The following is a 20,678-nucleotide window of genomic DNA, read 5'->3' on the forward strand; positions in this document are numbered from 1 at the left end:
GTTTTAATATTAATAACTCCTAAAATCATTGAATAACTATAACGGCTGACTTAACTTACCGCATGATTTAGTGGTGAACTTGGTAACAAGAAGAGTCACTCAACACTGCTATCGATGTAGTGCCTAAGCGCGTGTTTGAGTATTAAAGGTGCCCTTAGAATCGTTGTACAATGTTAGCTGCATACTTAGTTTTACAACATAATTAACTAGTAACTACACGGAAAACAATCCGCTTAGCACTGAAGTCAATGTAGACCTTTAAGTGCGTGTCTGAATATTAATAACACCTATAATCATTGTACAACGATAACAATCACAGTTGACATACTATGCGGAGGGTAAGCCTAGCTTGTCGAAGAAAGCCCTATTTCGCTCTCTAGCTGCCTTCACTAACTGGTCAAAACTAATTACTTCAATATAGGCATGTGACGGCTCATTGTAGCCGAAGTAGCCCATACCATCAGATGTGATGCGTAAGTTAGCTCGACGGCATCGCTTTTTCATCGACTCAGTCAGATCACACAATACATAACAATAGCCAGGAATATCATTATTCCCAGGTATAGGCCTTCCAGACTTTGTCGTCACTTTACCATCACGAACCCGCTCTAAATAACTGAGAGCTTGATCAATGGGGTCTTTCTCTTCACCCTTGCTCATGTCATTACGCATTGGGCGCTTAATTTCGATTACGGTTATTGAGGCAAGTGGAAAACTCGTATCGTCGTTAACGAGCATAGGATTATCGAACACTTTTAAGCTTAGTAAGTCTGGCTCTTTAGTGGTGACATTCCCTGTAATAGGCATGGCATTCAGCGTTTTGTCAGAAGCCAAGTAATTGTGAAAGGCTAAACGCTCATCGATAAGCCAAAGGTTGCATGAGTCAACAAAAACCTCGCTAGAATCCTTACGCATGGGCATAATCAGCTCATGAATCATATCCTCACGTGCGTATTTGCCATTATCTAGCCGCTCTATGGATTTTTGCAGTAGGTCGATTACAACTTTACGATGTGATACATAATTAGCTAGATCAGACTTTTTGAGGTCTTCAGCTTTACGTAAATACTCACTTAGCCTTTCCTTGTATACCTCTAAGAGCTCATCATTTCTAGGCTGCATTACGTCATGACCCTCGGTCACAAGTTGACGCTCAACCTCGTACCATTGGGCATGTAAATGCAGCTCTAAGTCTCTATCTGACTTTTCAGGATCAACAATTAGCATCTCTTCCGTTACATAGTGTGCTATAGGCCGGTATCGTGGCGCGTTATTGTCGATAAAGTCTTCTACACGCTTACGACCTGCTGATACATTTTCTGCTAAAACGTCTTGTAGGTACTCTTTAGTACGGGCTAACACCTCAACACGAATAGTGCTAAAGCTCACATCGTTGAGCATGTCATCAACGTCTTCGGCAATATTAAAAGAAGTACGCTCACTTCGTACATGCTCATCTAGATAGTTAGAGGATACATAACAAGTGTACGTAAACTCACCGTCAGCATCTGATATCTTGCCGTAAAGGCCAGGTACCTTGCCCTGAATCGACTCCTCTCTAACCAACCTGTTCGCAGCACATAATGCTAGTTGATGCTTTTTGTTGACTGATGCTCTAAATTTGATGTGAGTGAGGTCAAAGGAGTGGTCTTGAATAGTTATGGTTTCATGATGAGTACTTGCATGCATATGCTCGTTATACAAAGTGTCAAGGTCTATTGTCTCTCCTGAGTCTTCTACAATCATCAGTGGCGGCTTTTCGCTACGTACGAAATACCAAAGTATATGTTCCAGTAGTTGGTTAGCTATAGAGGCTCCTTTGCAAGGCACCTGCTTTCTATAGCTTTTGTCAAAGCCCATTAACTTAATAATAGTACCTGACTTCTGGGCTGTAGGAGAAACAACCTTCTCTCCATGTACACCCTTCTTATCATCAAAACGAAGTATACGTTTTTTGAGTTCACCATCAGTATCGATAAAGTGGCTTTCCACTTCCACCAAATCGAACACTTTCAACCACATCAAGCGGCCAACGCCTCGACAGCCTTTACCTATTTTATGATCAGAATCAAGCGTTTCAAATGATCTAAAGTTCACTTCATCAAAGCCACAACCATTATCCGTAATAGTAAAACCAATGATTGGCTGTTGTGATTTAACGTTGAAATCGAGACTGCCTTGAGCAGCACGATCGATACGAAGAACAACTCTACCGGTCTCACTACAGCTTCTTTCCTCAATCGAGTGAATAGAGTTTACTACCGCCTCAAATACAGGCATTAGCCCATGGCTCTTCGGTAAGGAGGTGTTGCGTAAGCGACCTTTGAGATTGGTTTGTAAACTCATACTCCCTCCTTAGAGCTTGCCTTTAAAGGCGGAATCAAGAATTGATGCTTTTAAGATTTTAAGACTCTCAATCTTTCCTCTCAGTGCATCTCGCAACTTCTGGTTAAGTTGATATTTCTCATCTAAACCGTCGATAATTATTTTTTGTTCATCTGCATTAGGAAGTGGCAACATGAACTTTCCGAGGCTTTTAGCCGACAAATTCGGCTGTGCTGCGCCGTTGTTGTAGTGAGAGATAAATTTCTGACAGAGACCGCTTTTCAAAAATTTATAAATATACTCCGCCGACACTCGATCTTTTGGTCTAATAATCACCAAGGAAGAAGCGATTACGCCTTCATTTATGTCTTTCGAAATGGCAACTTTGCCCAATGAGCCTCTTAGGCAGAACAAAATATCACCAATTTTTATTCGGCCACTTCTTAGCAAGTCATAACGCTCAGGTGTGATGTAATTGAGCCCTTTATGATCTATAAATCTTTCCCCAAGATTACCGGCACTAACTACTGGAATACCTTCAGCTACGAATGCTGATTTAGATGGGTAATTTTTACCTCGGTCTCCGTTTTCGAAAGTGCAAATATCGGATAGTGAAACCCAGCCAGCTTTATCTGATAAAGACTCGATATCAGCATCTGATGGGAAAATCTCATTCAGCTCACTCGCATACAACGCATCAGCCAATGTAACGCTTTCCTGCAAATGCTTGATGGCGGTGTCAATACGGATGAGTAGTGCATCGAGTTTTTCAACGATACGTTTTTGTTCGCCTTGAGGAGCCACAGGTACAATAAACTCTGAAAGCTTTGTGCCGTTGATATTGGGCTGAGCTGCGCCTGCGGCATTCTGACCAACAACCTCCCAGTAAGCAGGTGTTAGAAAGAAATAACTTAAATATTCTGGAATAATGTCCTTTTTGTTTGGAACAATTCTTATCAAATAAGATGCGAATACGGCATCCTCTGGAGCATTCTTGATTAGAATAGATTTTCCCGCAGTTGCACCACTACGGGCAAAGATCAAGTCATCATCATTCAACGCGTACTTGCTGATTTCTTTGTCTTCTAAGTATACTGTTGGAACTCCATGCCAGTCGATCTTCCCATCTTGAATATCAGTGATCCGCAAGAACTTTGCGTTACCGTTACTTTCTGCTTTAGCTGTGTGCCCATACTGAATATTATGACTAAGCTTCTTGACCGAATGCCAATCCCACCCATCCGGTAGTTTATGTAAAACCTGTTCCATTCTTACTTCTCCACCAACAGGTTTTCAATTTCATCCAACAGCCCTGATACCAGTTTTTCCTTAGTGCGGATCTGCTTAACGATATCGCTGGGCGCTAAATGCTCGGCATCTTTCTGCTTGGCAGGGTTCTTAGCTGATAGGTCATAGTCTTCTGCAAGCTTGCTGGCCGATACTGTCCATGAACACTCCGTAGTTTCACGACTACGATACAGCTTAACAAAATCTTCCAGGTGCTTATCAGTTATCGGTTTGTTTTTGGTGAGCCTTTGATCTGGCTCACATTCGTAGTACCACACATCACCTGTACCACCGCTTCGCTCAAAGAATAACACGTTCGTTTTAACGCCTGAGTAAGGTAAGAACACACCAGCGGGTAGACTTAAGATAGTATGCAGGTCAAAGCTCTCTAGCAGCTCTTGCTTAACTTGCTTAAAAGCGCTGTTGGTTTGGAACAGTACACCTTCTGGCACTACGATAGCAGCTTTGCCGCCACTTTTAAGCGTTTTCATAAAGTGCTGCATGAACAACAACTCAGTGGCGTTAGCTTGTATTGGGAAATTTTGTTGGATTTGCGGCTTCTCTTTACCCCCAAATGGCGGGTTGGCTAGAATGATGTCGTAGCGATCTTTCTCTTGAATATCACGTATGTTCTGAGTAAGAGTGTTTCCTCGGTACAAGTTGGGCGATTCGATACCATGCAAGATCATATTCATCATGCCCATCACATAAGCCAACGAGGTTTTTTCAAACCCATAAAAAGTATCGCGTTGTATAAAATTCCATTGCTCTGTAGAAAGCTCATCCTTTTTGGACTTTAAATGTTCAAAGGCCTCCACTAAGAAGCCACATGAGCCTGCTGCTGCATCGTAAATGGTTTGCCCTGCCTTAGGGTCAATTACCTTAAGCATCGCCCTTACAACAGGTCTAGGGGTGTAGAATTCACCTGCGTAGCCTCCCGCATCACCCATATTCTGTAGCAGACCTTCATAGACGAGTGACAATTCGAACATTTCGTCACCAGATTGAAAGTTTAGGGTGTCGATAATATCCAGCACTTCACGAAGCGTATGGCCTGACGCGACCTTGTTATCCAAGTATTGGAAAATCCCCCCAATCTTGTATGTAAACGATTTAGGGTCGGCTCCAGCGCCTGTTACGGCTGCATCTGCGAAACCTTTTAAGTATGGGAACAGTTTGTTATTGACATAGTCAGTTAAGTCATCGCCCGTACGTGCCCGATTAATGTCTAGCTTACCATCAGCATTTTTAGGGCAAGCCCAACTTGACCAGCGATGATCATCATCCAGGACAGGTTGATAGGCCTTGCCTGACAAAACTGCTTCATCCTCTTTTTCAGACTCGTAATCATCCAAAAACTTTAAAAATAGCACCCATGAAGTTTGCTCTGTGTAGTGCATGGCACCACTAATACCATCGTCGCGGCGAAGTATGTCGGTAATTCGGTCTATTTTTTGCTGTAATGACATTGTTTAAAGTTTTCCAGTAATAAAGTTGTACATGTTGGTGATGTCTTCGCTGATTTCTTCGGGCGGAATAAGATCGATATAAGCTTGGAGCTTTTCAATGTCGAGCCCTGCGCCCTCAGTGTTTATAAGTGGGTCAATGACACCTTTGGCATTTAATCGACGGATATCATCATTGTCACCTGGTTTATCAGGCTTTAAGTGGTTGCGTAACGCAATATCGCCGTTGTTGACTTGGTCTAGGACGTCATTATTTGATAGTGCAGTATGTGAAAGCAAGTAATTTTTGATTTCACGGCGTTTCCAAGCCAGTAGATATGGAGACACTTTAGTACCACGAGGCCATTTAACTGCGTTGAGTAGGTCATTATAGATACGCCCATTGACTTGCACGCCATCGTTGGCGTTCCATTCAAGTGCAGCTTCATCCCTGTCACAGATTAAGAAGGCTCTAGTGGTGATAAGTGGCGAGTCAATTTTACTTAAACCATGTAGCCAATCAACTTTACCTTTACCAAAAGTCTCGTTAGCTGACGCGTAGCTTGATGACTTTTTCATTGCATGAACAGTGGATAACTTATCTATGTCTAGCCCTGCACGAGCAGCCAAGCGGATAAAAATGATCCAATCGTTGTAATCATCTAACAAGGCAATATTTGGCAACTTGCCACACACTTCAAACTCAACAGATTTAACACGTGATAGCACACTTAACCGGTTGATTAACTGCTTGATTTTATTATCATCATTAATACGGCCACTTTCTACGACTTTGAGGTGTTCAATGCGGTTTTCCTTGGCTGAAATAGAGTCCAGTAAATGTGTGGTAGTAATTGCACTGCCTTGTATACCATGTAGTAAACTCCATAGTTTTTCCACATTTTTATAGTGCAGGTGTGAGTCGGCCTCATCCAATAAGAACAAGGTATCAGGCGCATCGAAAAGGTCTGTCAACGCATAAAGAAAAAGTAGTTGGTATTCGCCATCGCTTAAGTCATCTAGCTCAATGTTGCCCAGAAGTCTTAACTCGAAGCTTCTCTTGTTAATAAAATTCCCATTAACAGCCTGTGTTAGAAAGCTAATAGATGGATCATCACCAAAATCAATCTCATCTATACCCTCATCTGGGTTAACTCTAGCAAATTTTACTGAGAGTAAATCATAAGATGACAATTCTATTCGCTGGCTAGGGAGCTTACTCTCAAACAGGTATTCAAGATCTATAAGCTCTTCTATAAAGCTTTCCAATGAACGGTGAAAAGGCGTATGTCTAAGGGTATTTTTTTCTCCCATCTCTTCTTTTTTTAACGCATCTTGAATGCGTTGCGCATAGCGTTTATCAATACGAAAAGAAAATGACAACTTACTTGTAGTATCATCTCGGTTAATATCAGGGCTCTCTTCAGCATAACCCTTTTCGAGCAAAAAAGTTCTTACTTTGCCGTCCCGTACCAATGATGTAGCTAAAAACACTAACAACCTTGACCACGTTTTATCATAATAAAATGAAGCTAATGCCATTGATTTTCCTCGGCGTCTTACCTTCTTAACATGCTCGTTGAATTGTTTTGAGAATGACTCATTTTGGCCTGATGAAAAGCATACCGTGCGAAAGTCAGTATTATTTCCGTTGCTAAGCCCTTCACTAAATATTGATTGCAATATGCTTGATTTACCGCTGCCATTCTCACCTATCAAGGTTGCTACCTTGTTAATAATAAGGTTTTGCTGTTGGTCATACAGAGGGTTCGGTGCTAGTGTTATTTCCATATTAATTCACATGATAAAGCTGTTGCTGCAATTGTTTGAATGCTGTTAGTAGGTATGCAGGTTTACCTCCAAAAGCAGTCGAGGCATCTTTAATAGTCCCCAAACCTGATAGTTCAATTAGAGCTGGCAAGCGCTCGCGTGATAGCTCTGCACTGCCTGTTTGCTCGTAGCGGTTGAGTACAAAGTGTAAAAACTGCTGAGCCTTTTCTTGCTGGTACTGACTAAAAAAGGTGCTATTAGCACGTACATTGTCAGCGCGAGCTTTACGTGTAGCCATAGGCTGCTCGAAGGCTAAAAAAGCAAGTAGGTCGAATATATCGCACTCTTCAGCTTCGAACATGCGACGCAACGTCGCAAGCTGCTCTTTATCGAAGCCCGCTTGCACAAGTTTACTGAGTAAGGTTTCTCGTTCGTCGGGATCTGACCAAATTTTAGTTAACTCTTCAACCGACTTAAATAGCCCTGGCAGTTGAGTGATAAGACGCTCAACAAACTCTTGCACTGTGAGCGGCTTACCATTGTCGTCTATATAGCGGATCTCAACATCAGTAACCTTAAGTTCACGATGCTTGCCTAATTTCACTTTTAACCGTGGCTTAGGCTCACCAGGTGTAGGCTCTGGCCCTTCTGTACCTCCTGGCGGCTCTGGTGTGTAAGGTGGTGTAGTTTCAGTGGTACCGCCTGGTTCTGGCGCTTCAGGCTCTCCATCCCAATCTTTATCGTAAAACTTATTAGAAGCACCACGGAAATCGATAATAGTGAAGTAGTCTTTACCGTCAAAAACGCGAGTACCCCGACCAACGATTTGCTTAAACTCCACCATTGACCCTATAGTTCGATCGAGCACTACGTTGCGCACATTACGAGCATCAACACCTGTAGTGAGCATTTGTGATGAAGTGATAATCGTGGGAATGTCTTTATCGTTGTCTTGAAATTTCTCAAGTAGCTCACGTCCACCTTTGCCTTCATCACTAGTAACGCGTACACAGTAGTGTGAGTCTTTAACCTTTTTGTGCTTATTGATCATGTCGCGCATAGTAAGCGCATGGTTTTGGTTCTCACAAAAAACGATGGTTTTGTCGAGCTGGTTAATATTGTCAATAATAGCCTTCGCCACTAGCTCTGTACGCTCGTCGACAACTATTTTCTTGTCGTAGTCTTCAACCTGATAAACATCTTGTCCTGACTCGCCCTCGATGACTTTGTCGTCTTTGGTCAGTACCAGCTCGTCTAAGTTAGTACGGACACGTTTGACTCGATAAGGGGTTAGGAAGCCATCATTGATACCGTCTTTTAGTGAGTACTCGAAGGCTGGTGCACCAAAGTAGTTGTAAGTGTCTACATTTGCTTCACGTTTTGGTGTTGCAGTTAAACCTACATGCACGGCACTATCAAAGTGTTTCAGAATAGCATGCCATGAGCCCGATTCATTAGCACTGCCACGATGACACTCGTCAATCATTACTAGGTCAAAAAAGTCACTTGGGTAGGCTTTGTAGTGCCCTTCTATATCTTCGCGTTCAGCAATAGCTTGGTAGATGGCAAAAAAGATGTGTGCATTAGTTGGTACTATTCCGCCTCGCTTGCGTACTTCTTCCCCGTTAATCTTGATCAGGTCTTTTTCGTATGGGTTAAAGGTGTTAATTGCTTGGTCTGCTAAAATATTACGGTCGGCTAAAAATAGTATTCTGGGGCGGCGGGTGCCAGGATTTTCTTTGTTCCAGCGGGATTGAAACAACTTGTGCACAATTTGAAAAGCAATGAATGTTTTACCCGTGCCCGTAGCCAGAGTAAGCAATACTCGTGGCTTACCTTTACCAATCGCATCAGTGGCGGCATGTACGGCTAGCTCTTGATAATAGCGAGGCTGCATTGCTCCTTCTAGATGAAACGGTACATTACGCAGCTGCTGCCCCAAATCGGAACTCACTCCGTTGTAACGGTTTTCGAGCTCTTCTGGTGTTGGGTAAAACTCAATGTAGTCCCCCTTACCTGTTTCAAGATCAAACTCATAGGTTTGAAGGCCATTACTGGAGTATACAAAACGAACTAATAGCTTTTTAGCGTAGTCAATGGCTTGTTGAAGCCCTTTAGTGGGGTGCTCAGACTCCTTCTTAGCCTCAACAACTGCGAGGTAACGGTTTTCCTTGTGAAGAAGGTAGTCGACGAAACAGCGCCTGCCTCGAAGGCCTCCTGATAGCTTGCGGCCATCTGTGAAGTAATGCTCCCGAATGATATTACCAGGCTGCCAATGTGCGGCCTTGAGAGCAGGATCTATATAATTTGCTCTTGTATCTGCTTCTGATTGCACTTATCTACTCCCTGTATACGTTATTCACTTATATCCTACTATAACGCACGTGTGCACGTAAGTTTAACTACCGACAATATATACTTAGTCGGTAGTGTTTTATACACAAAAACCACTTTTTTGTCTTTACGTATTTAGACTTAGGTTGAGTTTCAAGCTATACAGCCTCTTCATCAGCCAGTTAAAAAGCACGCGCCAGGTTCGTAAAGTTGATAGGAATATTTGGCGGGCCATAGTTAAAATTAAAGACTGCTATTAACGCTAAGCAGCTGCTGCATAGGCTTTACCAAGTCACTTAACGTATGAGTAGCATTAAAGAATCAAGCAGTCAGGCCAACGGGCATACCCTTTGAAGTTGTTTCAAACCCTCTGCGCCGCAGGTAGCTAATTTTTCGTACTCACAATCACTGTTTCCACTTAGACCGTAGTTAAAAAAGGTTTTTCATCCCAAATTAAGTGTATATGAACACTTTTAAGATAAACCTAGCTGTCGTGGCTACGTCATAAGCTGATCCCAAATTAATTGCGATGCAAGGGGTTTCGAACGATAAAGCTGAAAGGGTAAAACAGAAGGCTAAATGTACAAGGGGTACCACTAAATACATATCGACTACCCCCCTTCTAGCCTAGGATAGACTCCAATTAGAGAAGCAACAATGATAATCGACCGCAAGGACGGATAAGGCTGCGCCTTACCCGTACTCCTCCGACTTCGTCGTAGGAGTGTTACCTATTTACATTACATAATTAGTCATATGAATACGCTAAGTGGCCAATCCACACCAATTACAACTGCTTAATTGCAAAAGTAACTGCATGGTAGCTGATTACGCCTATGAAACTGAAACCTCAATCTCAAACCCACCCATTATATCTTTATAAGCTGTTCTCATAACATCTTGTGCTATCGCAACATCATTTTCTTTTACTATGACTGAGTCATGCAACGGCAGTGCGGCTATACCTTTTTCGCACAATTCAGCCAAAATTGCATCCATGATTCTGCTATCTGTGTTTTGAAGTCTTAACCCTATGCCCTCTTGAGCGATATACTCGCTAATGTCAGCATAAGCCGATACTAGATAGCCGTGTGCTTCCTCCCCGGTCAACCCATCAGGAAGACCCTCTATGAAGCTTTCTCTGGACTCACGAACTACCTTAGCTCTTTCAATCGGACAGTTCATTTTTTGCTTAAAGCTTGGACGTGAGCTTCTAGTAACAGCAGACTTAAAACCACCCAAGTTATCAGAGTTGACAAAGCGTAGTACAAGCGCCTTAACAACACCTCGCTCTAGTCCCTCAATTGTATAAGGATCTCGATCTATCTTAATACCTGCCCAAGCATAAAGCATATTCAGATGCATCGCTTTAAAGTCAACTTCTTTAGTAGGATAGCCATCAATCGTTATTAATTTACGATGCTCTTTTTTACTGGTTTGATAAGAGATCCCACCTTGATCGTAAAACCTTCCACCGAGATCAAGTGAATACTTGAATATACGCCTTAGCGCAACAGCTAGCATTTTCTTGTCTTGAAGAACTATTGTATTTTGCAATAGAGTGTTGACCTTACTAACTCTACTAGACAAAATATCTGCGCATTTAGGCAGGGGTAAATCGTTTTTATCTTTGTCCCTCAGGCAGATAAAGCTACCCACAAATGCTATATTTCCCAACTCCAACTTACCTGAGAAATAGCTAGTGAACTTTTCTGTGGGCCAAAAAGTCGACTGCTCAGGGTTCCCTTCAATTGGAGCTGCAATATGTTGTTTAATTAATCCAAGTTTTTCAAGAAAGTCTAAAAGCTTAATTATGATTTCCGTATTTATAGAGCCAGAAGAATGACTGGTTGATCGAGAGTACCTTACCCTACACTCATGGTTCCTAGCATCAAGTAAGTGCGCCAGAAGTATGCTCAGGTAAACACGGTATACATTCTTGTGAAATTTATTGCCGCTGGCGTGAAAGTCACTCTTTAGTAATTCGAGTAGCTCCTCTACTGCTGCTATATTTTTATAGCTTACTCGGTTCGTAAGCCTATTAGTTACCTTCTCACTTCGAAGTGACCTAGAGCTAGTAAGTTTTATAGCTCTTTCGAGTTCTAGGATATCGTTAAGCCTCATTTCAGCTGCTACCTAACACTTACTAGCAACAGAAACTGGCAAGCCACTATGGAACTTAAAGTCCTCATCGGGGCTAGAGATAAGCTCAGCTTCAACATTGCCAAAGAACTCAACGCGCTCAGTGATATCAAATTCGCTAATATCTTGTGCCAGTGTTAAGTAATCTTGGTAATGACGCGCTTCAGAGCGAAGCAATGAGATATAAAAATCACCTAAGCGTTTATCAACATACGGAGCAAGCTTTGCAAAACGCTCACAAGAGCGAGCTTCAATATACGCACCTATGATTAGTTTATCGACCAAAGCATCAGGCTCATAACTTTTTACATGACGCAGCATCCCTTTTGCGTAACGGCATGGAGTAATACTCTGATACTCGACACCATACTCATGCATGATCTCGAGTACTTGATAAAAATGATGAAGCTCTTCTTTGATAAGCATCACCATTTTGTCTATCAAGTTTTGCCCGTAAGGTGTATTCGACTTTGGGATCATTGATTTGGTGAGCTTATTCTTGTCTGCTAGTTCACGCCAGTTACCCTGTCGCTTGTATATCAGTGTCTCAAAGGGTTTAAGCCATTCGAGTAGCGCATCACCGCTCTCTTTATCCACTGCATACTTTCGAATCAAGAACATTGCTGACTGGGCAGCCTTCAACTCACACACTAGGTGGTCTATGAGCACCACGGATAGGTTATCTTGCTTTGTTGCCTCAGTAACCCACTCATCAGGCGTTGATGCTTGCAGAAACGAATTAATTGGCTTTAGTAACTCATCCATCTTAAGCCTCCTTAGCTTTTAATTTATGGCCTAGGGGAAAATCACCATTGAAAGCACTTATAAATAGGTTCGTTGTACAACCATTTAACAACTTGCACGCATAAGTAGTTAGCTCACAAATTAAATGATCAATTAATATGATGGGTAAATTTTCTTTTTTGGTCGCCTGTTCAACCCACTCATCGGGGGTACTGCATAATAAAAAGTTGTTAATTGGCTCTAAAAGCTGGCTATGTGGCACGCTGACTACTCATTGCTATAAATTGCGATTATGTATTTTAACACGAAATAATGCCCTGAATAAAATAAACACACGCCCTTATTACAAGCATGTGGATAACTTGACTTTGCTTAGTTACTGAACCATAACTAAATGGACTGTATAAAAAACAAACCAACTATAACCAAACAGTAATATATCCTTTTATGGAGAGCACGCAATGATACTAAATCACCTATGGGGCTTATACGCCCATCCACTCGAAGAGTGGCAAACAATTGATAACCGTCACGAAAGCTTAACCTACAGCTTATCGCACATTTTGCTAATCGCTTTATTTCCCTCAGCAATGGGATACTACTCATCGGTTTACCTAGGCTGGAGTATAGGCACAGGTAACCCAGTTTTTTTAACCCATGAAAGCGCACTGATGATTGGTGCGGCTATGTATGTTGCTTTAATTGGCGGTGTATTTGCACTGGCCTACTTAGCGCATTGGATGGCGGTTACTTTTGGTGCTAAACCAACCTTTACCCAAACTATCGAGCTGGCAGCGTATACCGCAACACCGGTGTTTATGTCGGCATTGGCTGCCTTTTGGCCTGAGTTGTGGTTTGTGGTGTGTGTTGGTTTAGTGGCACTCGCTTACTCTGTTTATTTACTGTATACCGGCGTCCCTATTTTAATGCACATTCCGCAGGAGCGCGGCTTTATTTATGCAAGCTCTGTTGTCACCTGTGGATTAATTCTACTTGTTATTATTTTAGCGCTTACCGCCATGCTATGGACCAACGGTATTATCAGCCCTATGTTTACCTAAAAATTGAAAAACAAAAAAGGAGCGATTAAGCTCCTTTTTTTGTAACGCCGATAATGCTATCAGGCAGTATTATCACGGTTAATCAGATTCGTTTTCATCTTGGTTATGGATTTCTAAACCAGACGACATCGCGTTTTCGCGAGTGCTTTTAGCAGAATCGTTACGTAGCTTATCAATACGATTTAGATAGTCTTGATCAACATCGCCAGTAATGTATTGTCCATCAAACACTGACGTTTCAAACTTAGTGATTTCAGGGTTTTCTTGGCTAACTGCGGCAATCAAATCACTTAATGATTGAAAGATTAAACCATCAGAACTAATGCTTTGGTTAATATCTTCTACTTCACGACCATGTGCAATTAGTTCAGCCGCCGATGGCATATCTATGCCGTATACATTTGGAAAGCGTATTTCCGGTGCAGCTGACGCAAAGTAAACGTTTTTAGCACCTGACTCGCGTGCCATCTCAACTATTTGTGCTGAGGTAGTACCACGTACTATTGAGTCATCAACAAGTAGGACATTTTTACCTTTAAACTCACGGTCAATTGCATTGAGTTTTTGACGTACTGATTTTTTACGTAGCTCTTGGCCTGGCATAATAAACGTACGGCCAATGTAGCGATTTTTAACAAAGCCTTGGCGGTAAGGTAAATCAAGTACGCGTGCCATTTCTAAAGCGATATCACATGAAGTTTCTGGGATAGGAATAACGACATCAATGTCTTTATCGGCCCACTCACGTGCTACTTTCTCGCCTAGTTTAGTTCCCATATTTACACGTGCAGCATAAACCGACATACGATCAATGGTTGAATCCGGGCGCGCAAAGTAAACAAATTCAAAAATACATGGTGAGTAAGACACTTTATCTGCACAGGTAAAAGAATGAAACTCACCTTTTTCAGTCACGTAAATCGCTTCGCCTGGGGCAACGTCACGAATAAACTCAAAGCCATCTGGCTTTAACGCCACACTCTCTGATGCAAACATATATTCAGTACCGGCAGCAGATTCACGTTTACCAAATACTAAAGGACGGATACCATTTGGATCGCGAAACGCCACAATACCATGACCGATAATCATGGCTATAGTTGCATAACCACCCGTCACTTTATTGTTAACTTCAGTAACCGCTGTAAAAATATCTTCGGGGTCTAATTTTAGTTTGTCTGGCTTACTTAGCTCATGTGCCATGATGTTAAGTAAAATCTCAGAATCAGAGGTAGTATTAACATGGCGACGTGCCTCTGAAAATAACTGCTCTTTTAACGACTCTGCATTGGTTAAGTTACCATTATGGGCAAGTGCTATACCAAAAGGAGAGTTCACGTAAAACGGCTGAGCCTCTGACGAGCTTGAAGAACCCGCTGTTGGGTAGCGCACATGGCCAATGCCAATGTTGCCTTGCAAACGTTTCATATGACGAGTGTGAAATACATCTTTCACTAGGCCATTTGCTTTGCGCAAGCTAAATGTATTGTTCTCAATAGTTATGATACCCGCAGCATCTTGGCCACGGTGTTGCAAAACGGTTAAGCCATCATAAATCGCCTGATTAACTGGCGATGTTCCGACTATTCCAACGATACCACACATGTAATTTATCCTCGCCGATTAACGGTTTACTGAATTTAAAAAGCTCGAGTTGTTTTCTAGGTACGAAAAGAACCATTCAACTACAAAGCCAAATTCTGGAATCAAAATAGAGTTGCCCCACCAATGCGTATTTGGCGCACCAGTAAAAGCATCAAGAAAGAAGAGTAACGCGCTCACGACCAACACGCCTCGAAGAGCACCAAACACCACACCAAAAACACGGTCTGTGCCGGATAATCCGGTTCGCTGTACAAGCTCACCTAAAATATAGTTTAGTAAACCGCCTAACAATAGCGTCGCAAAGAATAATATGGCAATGGCCGCTGCATTTCTTAAAAGGGGTTCAGAAATGGATGTTAGGAAGGAAGCTAAATATTGATAAAATAAGCTGGAGATGATGAAAGCCCCTGCCCATACCGCTAATGACATAGCTTCTTTAACAAAGCCGCGTATTAAACCGATGATGGTAGAGAGTGCAATAATGCCAATAATGGCGTAATCAACCCAGATCATAAGAACCAATTAGTCGCTAATTTTGGGCGCATTCTATACCTAAACCTCCCAGTGATGCAAGTTTAAGCGTGAGATTGCAGGTGAGTAAAAACATGCAGTTTTTAGATAAAAAATAGTGTGAAATATACAGGCTAAAAGTGAGGATAGTTCTGGTTTAAACTTATCGAATAGATAAATGTGTAATATCAGCTGATAAACACATTTACCTATTAATGACTAAGTTATTTTGCCACTTCAAATTGAGTAACTTTACCGTTTAGTTTAGTTAGCTCTTTCAGCGCGGGAAGTTGGGACTGCAGCTCATTTTTACTTAATGACGGCCCTACAAATACTTTAGTTAACGTACCATTTGGCGTTTTAATTGGCCTAGTAAAGCTTTTAAAACCTTTCGTTTTTAGCTTTGCTTGCAACGCTTTTACATTTGCCGCATGAGAAAAACTACCAAGCTGAATGACATACGCCATACTTGTTAAGTTTTCATTGGTATTACGCGTAGCGTTATTTTGCTCGGTAGTGACTGTGTCTTGCTTTGTATCGGTTATGACCGCTTCAACCATTGCTGGCTGTGCAGTAACGTCAGTTTCAGCTGAGCTATTTTGTTGCTCAAATGCAGCATCATCAGGCTGAATATTTTCAATTTCATCCTCTTTTAATGGTTCTGCATTTGCCACTTGCTGATCAATTGATTCTTGTAAATCAATGGTCTTGAACTCAGAGCGTTCTGGAATCGCTTTAAAGCCTTCTTTATAGTGCACTTTTTCACCATCGAGTATATTGGGAATAAACACAATTGCTGCGATCACCACAATACTTGTTCCGACTAAGCGATTAATAAAACCTGAGTTCACCGACATCCTCTCTATTTTTTAAAGTAATGAATAGCGCCAGCCACGGTAAAAAATGAGCCAAATACAATCAATAGTGTATTACTTGGCTGGCTTGGCAAAATAGCATCCAATGCTATCTCTACGTTGCTATAACCCTGTTTAAAATGACTATTGGGTATACTTGAAAGCGCCTGTTGAAGATGAGCTGCACTATCCCCTCGCGGGCCACCTAAGCTAGCCAACGACCATTCATCGACTACATCAGCCACTTCTTTAAGCACACCGACTTTATCTTTATCAGCAAGCATAGCGGCTAATGCATGAATTTTAAAGCCTTTATCTTTATAGCTTGCTAACTTAGTTGCTAAATAACGTGCCGATTCAGGGTTATGTGCCACATCGGTGTACACTAATGGCGACTCACTTAATTGTTGAAAGCGCCCTTCTACCACTAAGTTGGCTATGCACTGAGTTATCACTTCATCACTTGGTAATAAATCTAGCACCGACAATGTCGTTAACGCAGTGGCCACATTTTGACACGGGATGGCCGGTTTAGGTAACTCGAGATTATGTGCTTTAAATTGCCAACTAAAACTTTGCTCATGCTCTTTAAAAATAAAGTCGCTGCCCGATAGCACCATATTAGCGTTAATTTCTTTGCCATAATCGGTCATTGTATGCGGGATATTTAAATCTCCAATAATTGCCGGGGTACTCTCTCTAAAAATTCCCGCCTTGTCATAAGCCACCAGCTCACGGGTATCACCTAAATATTCTTTATGATCTAAATCGATGGTGGTGATCACACTAGCAAATGGGGTAACAATATTGGTCGCGTCAAAACGCCCGCCCAAACCGACCTCTAACAACACGTAGTCAACTTCTAAGCGTTTAAATATAGCCAACGCGCCTAAGGTACCATATTCAAAATAGGTTAATGGTGTGTCACCACGCCCTTGCTCTAGTAAATTAAACGCATCGACATGGTATTGATCGTCAAGCTCTGCCCCATTAACGCGTACACGCTCGTTATAGCGAACTAAATGAGGTGAAGCATAGGTGCCAACACAATAACCCTGGGCTAATAATAATGACTCTAAACAACGTGCTGTTGTTCCTTTGCCATTGGTGCCTGCAATAAGAATGATTTTACTTGAGGAAGTTAAAAGCTCTATGTTGTTAGCAACACGAGCAACGCGCTCTAAGCCCATTTCTATATTAGCAGGGTGAACACTCTCTAAATAACAAAGCCAATCATCAAGGCTTGATGATTGGCTAGGAATTGTTTTTGTCATAGCATGTAATCAGTAAAGCTGAAATTTACGCTACTCTATGCTCTTGTTCCGTAGAAGGCAAGTTCATAAACTTTGCTAAGATACGTGCTAGCGTATCGCGCATTTCTCGACGGTCAATAATCATGTCGATTGCGCCGTGCTCTAATAAAAACTCACTGCGTTGGAAACCCTCTGGTAGTGTTTCACGCACGGTTTGTTCAATAACACGAGGACCTGCAAAACCAATCAAAGCTTTAGGCTCTGCAACATTAATATCACCAAGCATTGCCAATGATGCTGATACACCACCCATTGTTGGGTCAGTCATTACCGAGATGAACGGTAGGCCTTTTTCGGTCATTTTAGCAAGTGCAGCACTGGTTTTAGCCATTTGCATAAGTGACATTAGCGCCTCTTGCATACGTGCACCGCCCGATGCAGAAAAACAAATCAGCGGCATATTATGCTCTAAACATTGGTCAACCGCGTCAACAAAGCGAGCACCTACAACCGATGCCATTGAGCCACCCATAAATGAGAATTCAAATGCAACTGCAGCAACCGGAATACCTTTTAAGTTCCCTTTCATTGCAACCAGTGCGTCTTTTTCACCGCTTGACTTTTGAGCTGCATTAATACGGTCTGAGTACTTTTTAGAGTCTCTAAATTTAAGCACATCTTTAGGTTCGTGTTGAGCGCCTAATTCGTGGCGGTCACCGTCATCTAAAAACTGTTCAAGACGTTTACGACCACTAACACGCATATGATGGTCGCACTTAGGGCATACATTTAGTGATTTTTCTAATTCTGCTTTATATAAAATTGAATCACATGACGTACATTTAGCCCATACACCTTCTGGAATTTCTTTACGACCTGAAGATTTAGTCGTTTTTGGTAAGATTTTTTCTAGCCAACTCATTTGCAACTCTCTTAATGCTGTTCTGTGTCGCGAGTCTACATGTTAACCATGCAAACAAATTTTTCCAATTAAAACATGAATTACGCTATCACGGTATAAAAAACTGGTCTTAGTAGTTAGCCCTACGAATAATAGCGTATAAAAATCATCACCTGATTACCTTTTAAATATCGGTATCGGCTAAAAACAAAGGCCCCAACGGCGTTCTAGGAATATTAAAGTGTTCTGGGTAATCAACATCTACTAAATATAAACCCGCCGCTTTTGCTGTGGCGCTCGCTTTGGCCCGCTCTTTAACATCTAACAGCTCTTTTAACCAAATTGGTTCATGTTTATGTAAACCGATATCCATTAAACACCCGGTAATATTACGTACCATATGATGCAAAAACGCATTGGCTTTAATATCAATAATGACATAAGCACCTTGGCGCTGTACCGATAAATGATGAATCGTTCGCGTTGCCGTATTAGCTTGGCAGTGAAGCGCTCTAAACGAGGTGAAATCGTGCTCACCTAATAAATATTGGCAAGCCTGCTGCATTTTCACTTCATCTAAAGGATGATGAAAATGGGTAACACCTTCATTTAATACCGCACCACGAAACGCATAATTATAAATCACATAACGATAACGACGAGCAGTTGCACTAAAGCGAGCATGAAAGTCTTCAACCACAGGCTGGGCAAAACGAATAGCAATGTCTTTTGGTAATAAGGTATTCATGCCTAATGTAAAGGCCACCATTTCACGCTCAGCATGGGTATCAAAATGCACAACTTGACCAGTGCCATGAACACCGGCATCGGTGCGCCCTGCACATACAATTTCAACCGGATGATTACAAATGCGCGACAACGCTTTTTCTACTTCTTGTTGTACGCTATTTACATGAGATTGACGCTGCCAACCACTGTAACGCGCGCCGTTGTATTCTACTCCAAGTGCTACTCGCATAATTACTGCTTTACCTACTGTGCTAATCGACGCTGCATTTTATGCTATATGGCGTTCCAATAAAAGCAGCGAACTAAGGTTCCTAACTGTGCGATACAAAAAACCCGTTATTAGTGTTAGCCAATAACGGGTTTTACAGCTTAGATATCCTTTTAAGGATTAGCTATTGTTAGTTTTTCAGCTTAGCTTTTAGATTTTGTGCTTCTTCTTGCACATCGTCTGGGCCATTATTAATAATCTCATCTAAAATTTTAACTGCCGAGTCAGCATCATCAATTTCTATATATGCGTGAGCAAGATCAAGCTTTGCCGAGTAACCACCACTTTGAGTATCAACATCCATAGGGTTATCACCAGCAAGTAGTGAATCGTAGTCACCCAAACCAACATCCATATCGACGTCGGTGTAAGGTTCGTGATCTATATCCGCATCATCACTTTGCTCTAGTAATGCATCAATATCAACAAAGTCATCTTGATCTAATGGCTCAGTAACCTCAGGTTTCTCAATGGGCTCTTGCAACGATGGTGCTTTATCATCAGCTAAATCTTCGTTAAGTAAGCTATTAAAATCAACATCGAATTCACTGCTGTCGCTTAAATCAACATCATCAGGTTCAGCCAACTCATTCAGTAATGAATCAAAATCTGTTTGTGTTAAATCAGCCATGAACTCATCATCTAGTTCATCATCTGAAATCATTTCTGATTCTGACGGTACTGACGTTTGCGTTAAATCAGCTTCTCGATCAGCATTTGTTTGCTGATCGGTAAATTCAGCTGACTCTGTTAACGCATCAAGTTGATCATCGTCAAAATCATCATTAGAGCTAACAGCTTGCTCATCTGCAGCTTGTTCAGTCAGATCTGCAGACTCTGAAATATCATTATCTAAAGCTTGCTCTATATCTAACTCTGAAAACTCATTGTTAAGTAACAGCTCATCATCAAAATCATCTTCTAGGCTATCGAGATCGTTACCTGCTGATAGAGCATTAGCGAGATCTTGCTCTGCTTGGCTGGGTGACATGCCTGTGGCATCACCATCTAAATTATCACCTTGTAGCTCTTGTGGTGTTAAAGATTGTTGTTCCTCATCAGATAAAGGCAGTTCATCATCCAGCTCTAACTCAGGATACTCCTCAAGTTCTTCACTTGGGGTGATTATTTCAGGCTCATATAGCTCATCGTCTTCTGACGATAAATCGTTGCTTTGGATATCGCCAGCAAGCGGATCATCGCCTAAATCAATTTCCTCTTCATCAAGATCATCGTCTAAGTCATCCATTGACCAATCAGGTACTTGTTCATCCTCATCGCCTGTTTGCTCAAGCTCACTTAAAAGATCATCGACACTTTTGAAGTTTTCATCGTTGTATTCGTCAAGCGCATCTTCTGGGTCGAGTAAAGTAGAAGACGTATCGGTAAAATCATCTTCTGATCCAACATCAGGCTCTGCTTCAAGTTC

Annotated in this window: 16 protein-coding genes; 1 reads left to right on the top strand and 15 read right to left on the bottom strand. The window is 41.8% G+C overall.

Going from position 1 to position 20,678, the window contains the following annotated elements:
• Positions 1 to 327: 327 nt before the first annotated feature.
• The 8 genes from CWB77_RS13490 to miaE (CWB77_RS18815) form a co-directional block, all read right to left on the bottom strand.
• Positions 328 to 2,097 carry a hypothetical protein gene (locus CWB77_RS13490; protein WP_212750887.1) on the bottom strand — a complete coding sequence of 590 codons (1,770 nt, stop codon included), beginning with the start codon at positions 2,095 to 2,097 and terminating at the stop codon, positions 328 to 330.
• Between the two features lie 258 nt (positions 2,098 to 2,355).
• The gene (locus tag CWB77_RS13495; RefSeq protein WP_138623146.1) at positions 2,356 to 3,594 is read right to left on the bottom strand and encodes a restriction endonuclease subunit S; all 1,239 of its coding nucleotides are present in this window, start codon (positions 3,592 to 3,594) and stop codon (positions 2,356 to 2,358) included.
• 2 nt (positions 3,595 to 3,596) lie between these two features.
• On the bottom strand, positions 3,597 to 5,081 hold the full coding sequence (locus CWB77_RS13500) for a class I SAM-dependent DNA methyltransferase (RefSeq protein ID WP_138623148.1): 1,485 nt from the start codon (positions 5,079 to 5,081) through the stop codon (positions 3,597 to 3,599).
• A gap of 3 nt (positions 5,082 to 5,084) precedes the next feature.
• Complete coding sequence (locus tag CWB77_RS13505; RefSeq protein ID WP_138623150.1) at positions 5,085 to 6,848, bottom strand: AAA family ATPase; 1,764 nt, start codon at positions 6,846 to 6,848, stop codon at positions 5,085 to 5,087.
• A gap of 1 nt (position 6,849) precedes the next feature.
• Positions 6,850 to 9,162 (bottom strand): EcoAI/FtnUII family type I restriction enzme subunit R, encoded by a 2,313-nt coding sequence (gene hsdR, locus CWB77_RS13510; protein ID WP_138623152.1) that lies wholly within the window; start codon positions 9,160 to 9,162, stop codon positions 6,850 to 6,852.
• 833 nt (positions 9,163 to 9,995) lie between these two features.
• Positions 9,996 to 11,285: a hypothetical protein gene (locus tag CWB77_RS13515; RefSeq protein ID WP_138623154.1), complete on the bottom strand. Its 1,290-nt coding sequence runs from the start codon at positions 11,283 to 11,285 to the stop codon at positions 9,996 to 9,998.
• A 12-nt stretch (positions 11,286 to 11,297) separates the two neighbouring features.
• Positions 11,298 to 12,068 (bottom strand): tRNA isopentenyl-2-thiomethyl-A-37 hydroxylase MiaE, encoded by a 771-nt coding sequence (gene miaE / locus CWB77_RS13520; protein WP_138623156.1) that lies wholly within the window; start codon positions 12,066 to 12,068, stop codon positions 11,298 to 11,300.
• Between the two features lies 1 nt (position 12,069).
• Complete coding sequence (miaE, locus tag CWB77_RS18815) at positions 12,070 to 12,309, bottom strand: tRNA isopentenyl-2-thiomethyl-A-37 hydroxylase MiaE (protein ID WP_502705059.1); 240 nt, start codon at positions 12,307 to 12,309, stop codon at positions 12,070 to 12,072.
• A gap of 199 nt (positions 12,310 to 12,508) precedes the next feature.
• On the opposite strand from miaE (CWB77_RS18815), the gene CWB77_RS13530 reads away from it, so the two are divergent.
• Positions 12,509 to 13,108, top strand: coding sequence for a Yip1 family protein (locus CWB77_RS13530; RefSeq protein ID WP_008111059.1), 600 nt, complete (start codon positions 12,509 to 12,511; stop codon positions 13,106 to 13,108).
• Positions 13,109 to 13,186: 78 nt separating this feature from the next.
• Here CWB77_RS13530 and purF read toward each other — a convergent pair whose 3' ends face one another.
• The 7 genes from purF to CWB77_RS13565 form a co-directional block, all read right to left on the bottom strand.
• A complete protein-coding gene (gene purF / locus CWB77_RS13535) occupies positions 13,187 to 14,713 on the bottom strand; it encodes an amidophosphoribosyltransferase (protein WP_008468349.1) in 1,527 nt (508 codons plus the stop codon).
• An 18-nt stretch (positions 14,714 to 14,731) separates the two neighbouring features.
• On the bottom strand, positions 14,732 to 15,226 hold the full coding sequence (locus CWB77_RS13540) for a CvpA family protein (RefSeq protein ID WP_008111063.1): 495 nt from the start codon (positions 15,224 to 15,226) through the stop codon (positions 14,732 to 14,734).
• Positions 15,227 to 15,447: 221 nt separating this feature from the next.
• Entirely contained in the window at positions 15,448 to 16,074 is a 627-nt protein-coding gene (locus tag CWB77_RS13545) for an SPOR domain-containing protein (RefSeq protein WP_138623158.1), read from the bottom strand.
• A gap of 11 nt (positions 16,075 to 16,085) precedes the next feature.
• Positions 16,086 to 17,351 carry a bifunctional tetrahydrofolate synthase/dihydrofolate synthase gene (folC, locus tag CWB77_RS13550; RefSeq protein WP_138623160.1) on the bottom strand — a complete coding sequence of 422 codons (1,266 nt, stop codon included), beginning with the start codon at positions 17,349 to 17,351 and terminating at the stop codon, positions 16,086 to 16,088.
• A gap of 25 nt (positions 17,352 to 17,376) precedes the next feature.
• On the bottom strand, positions 17,377 to 18,252 hold the full coding sequence (gene accD, locus CWB77_RS13555) for an acetyl-CoA carboxylase, carboxyltransferase subunit beta (protein WP_008111068.1): 876 nt from the start codon (positions 18,250 to 18,252) through the stop codon (positions 17,377 to 17,379).
• A gap of 163 nt (positions 18,253 to 18,415) precedes the next feature.
• Positions 18,416 to 19,210, bottom strand: coding sequence for a tRNA pseudouridine(38-40) synthase TruA (truA, locus tag CWB77_RS13560; RefSeq protein ID WP_008111070.1), 795 nt, complete (start codon positions 19,208 to 19,210; stop codon positions 18,416 to 18,418).
• 169 nt (positions 19,211 to 19,379) lie between these two features.
• Positions 19,380 to 20,678 (bottom strand): FimV/HubP family polar landmark protein (locus tag CWB77_RS13565; protein WP_283957549.1); only part of this gene is annotated, 1,299 nt, incomplete at its 5' end.

It is taken from the genome of Pseudoalteromonas sp. S1610 (assembly GCF_005887465.1).
GTDB lineage: Bacteria > Pseudomonadota > Gammaproteobacteria > Enterobacterales > Alteromonadaceae > Pseudoalteromonas > Pseudoalteromonas undina.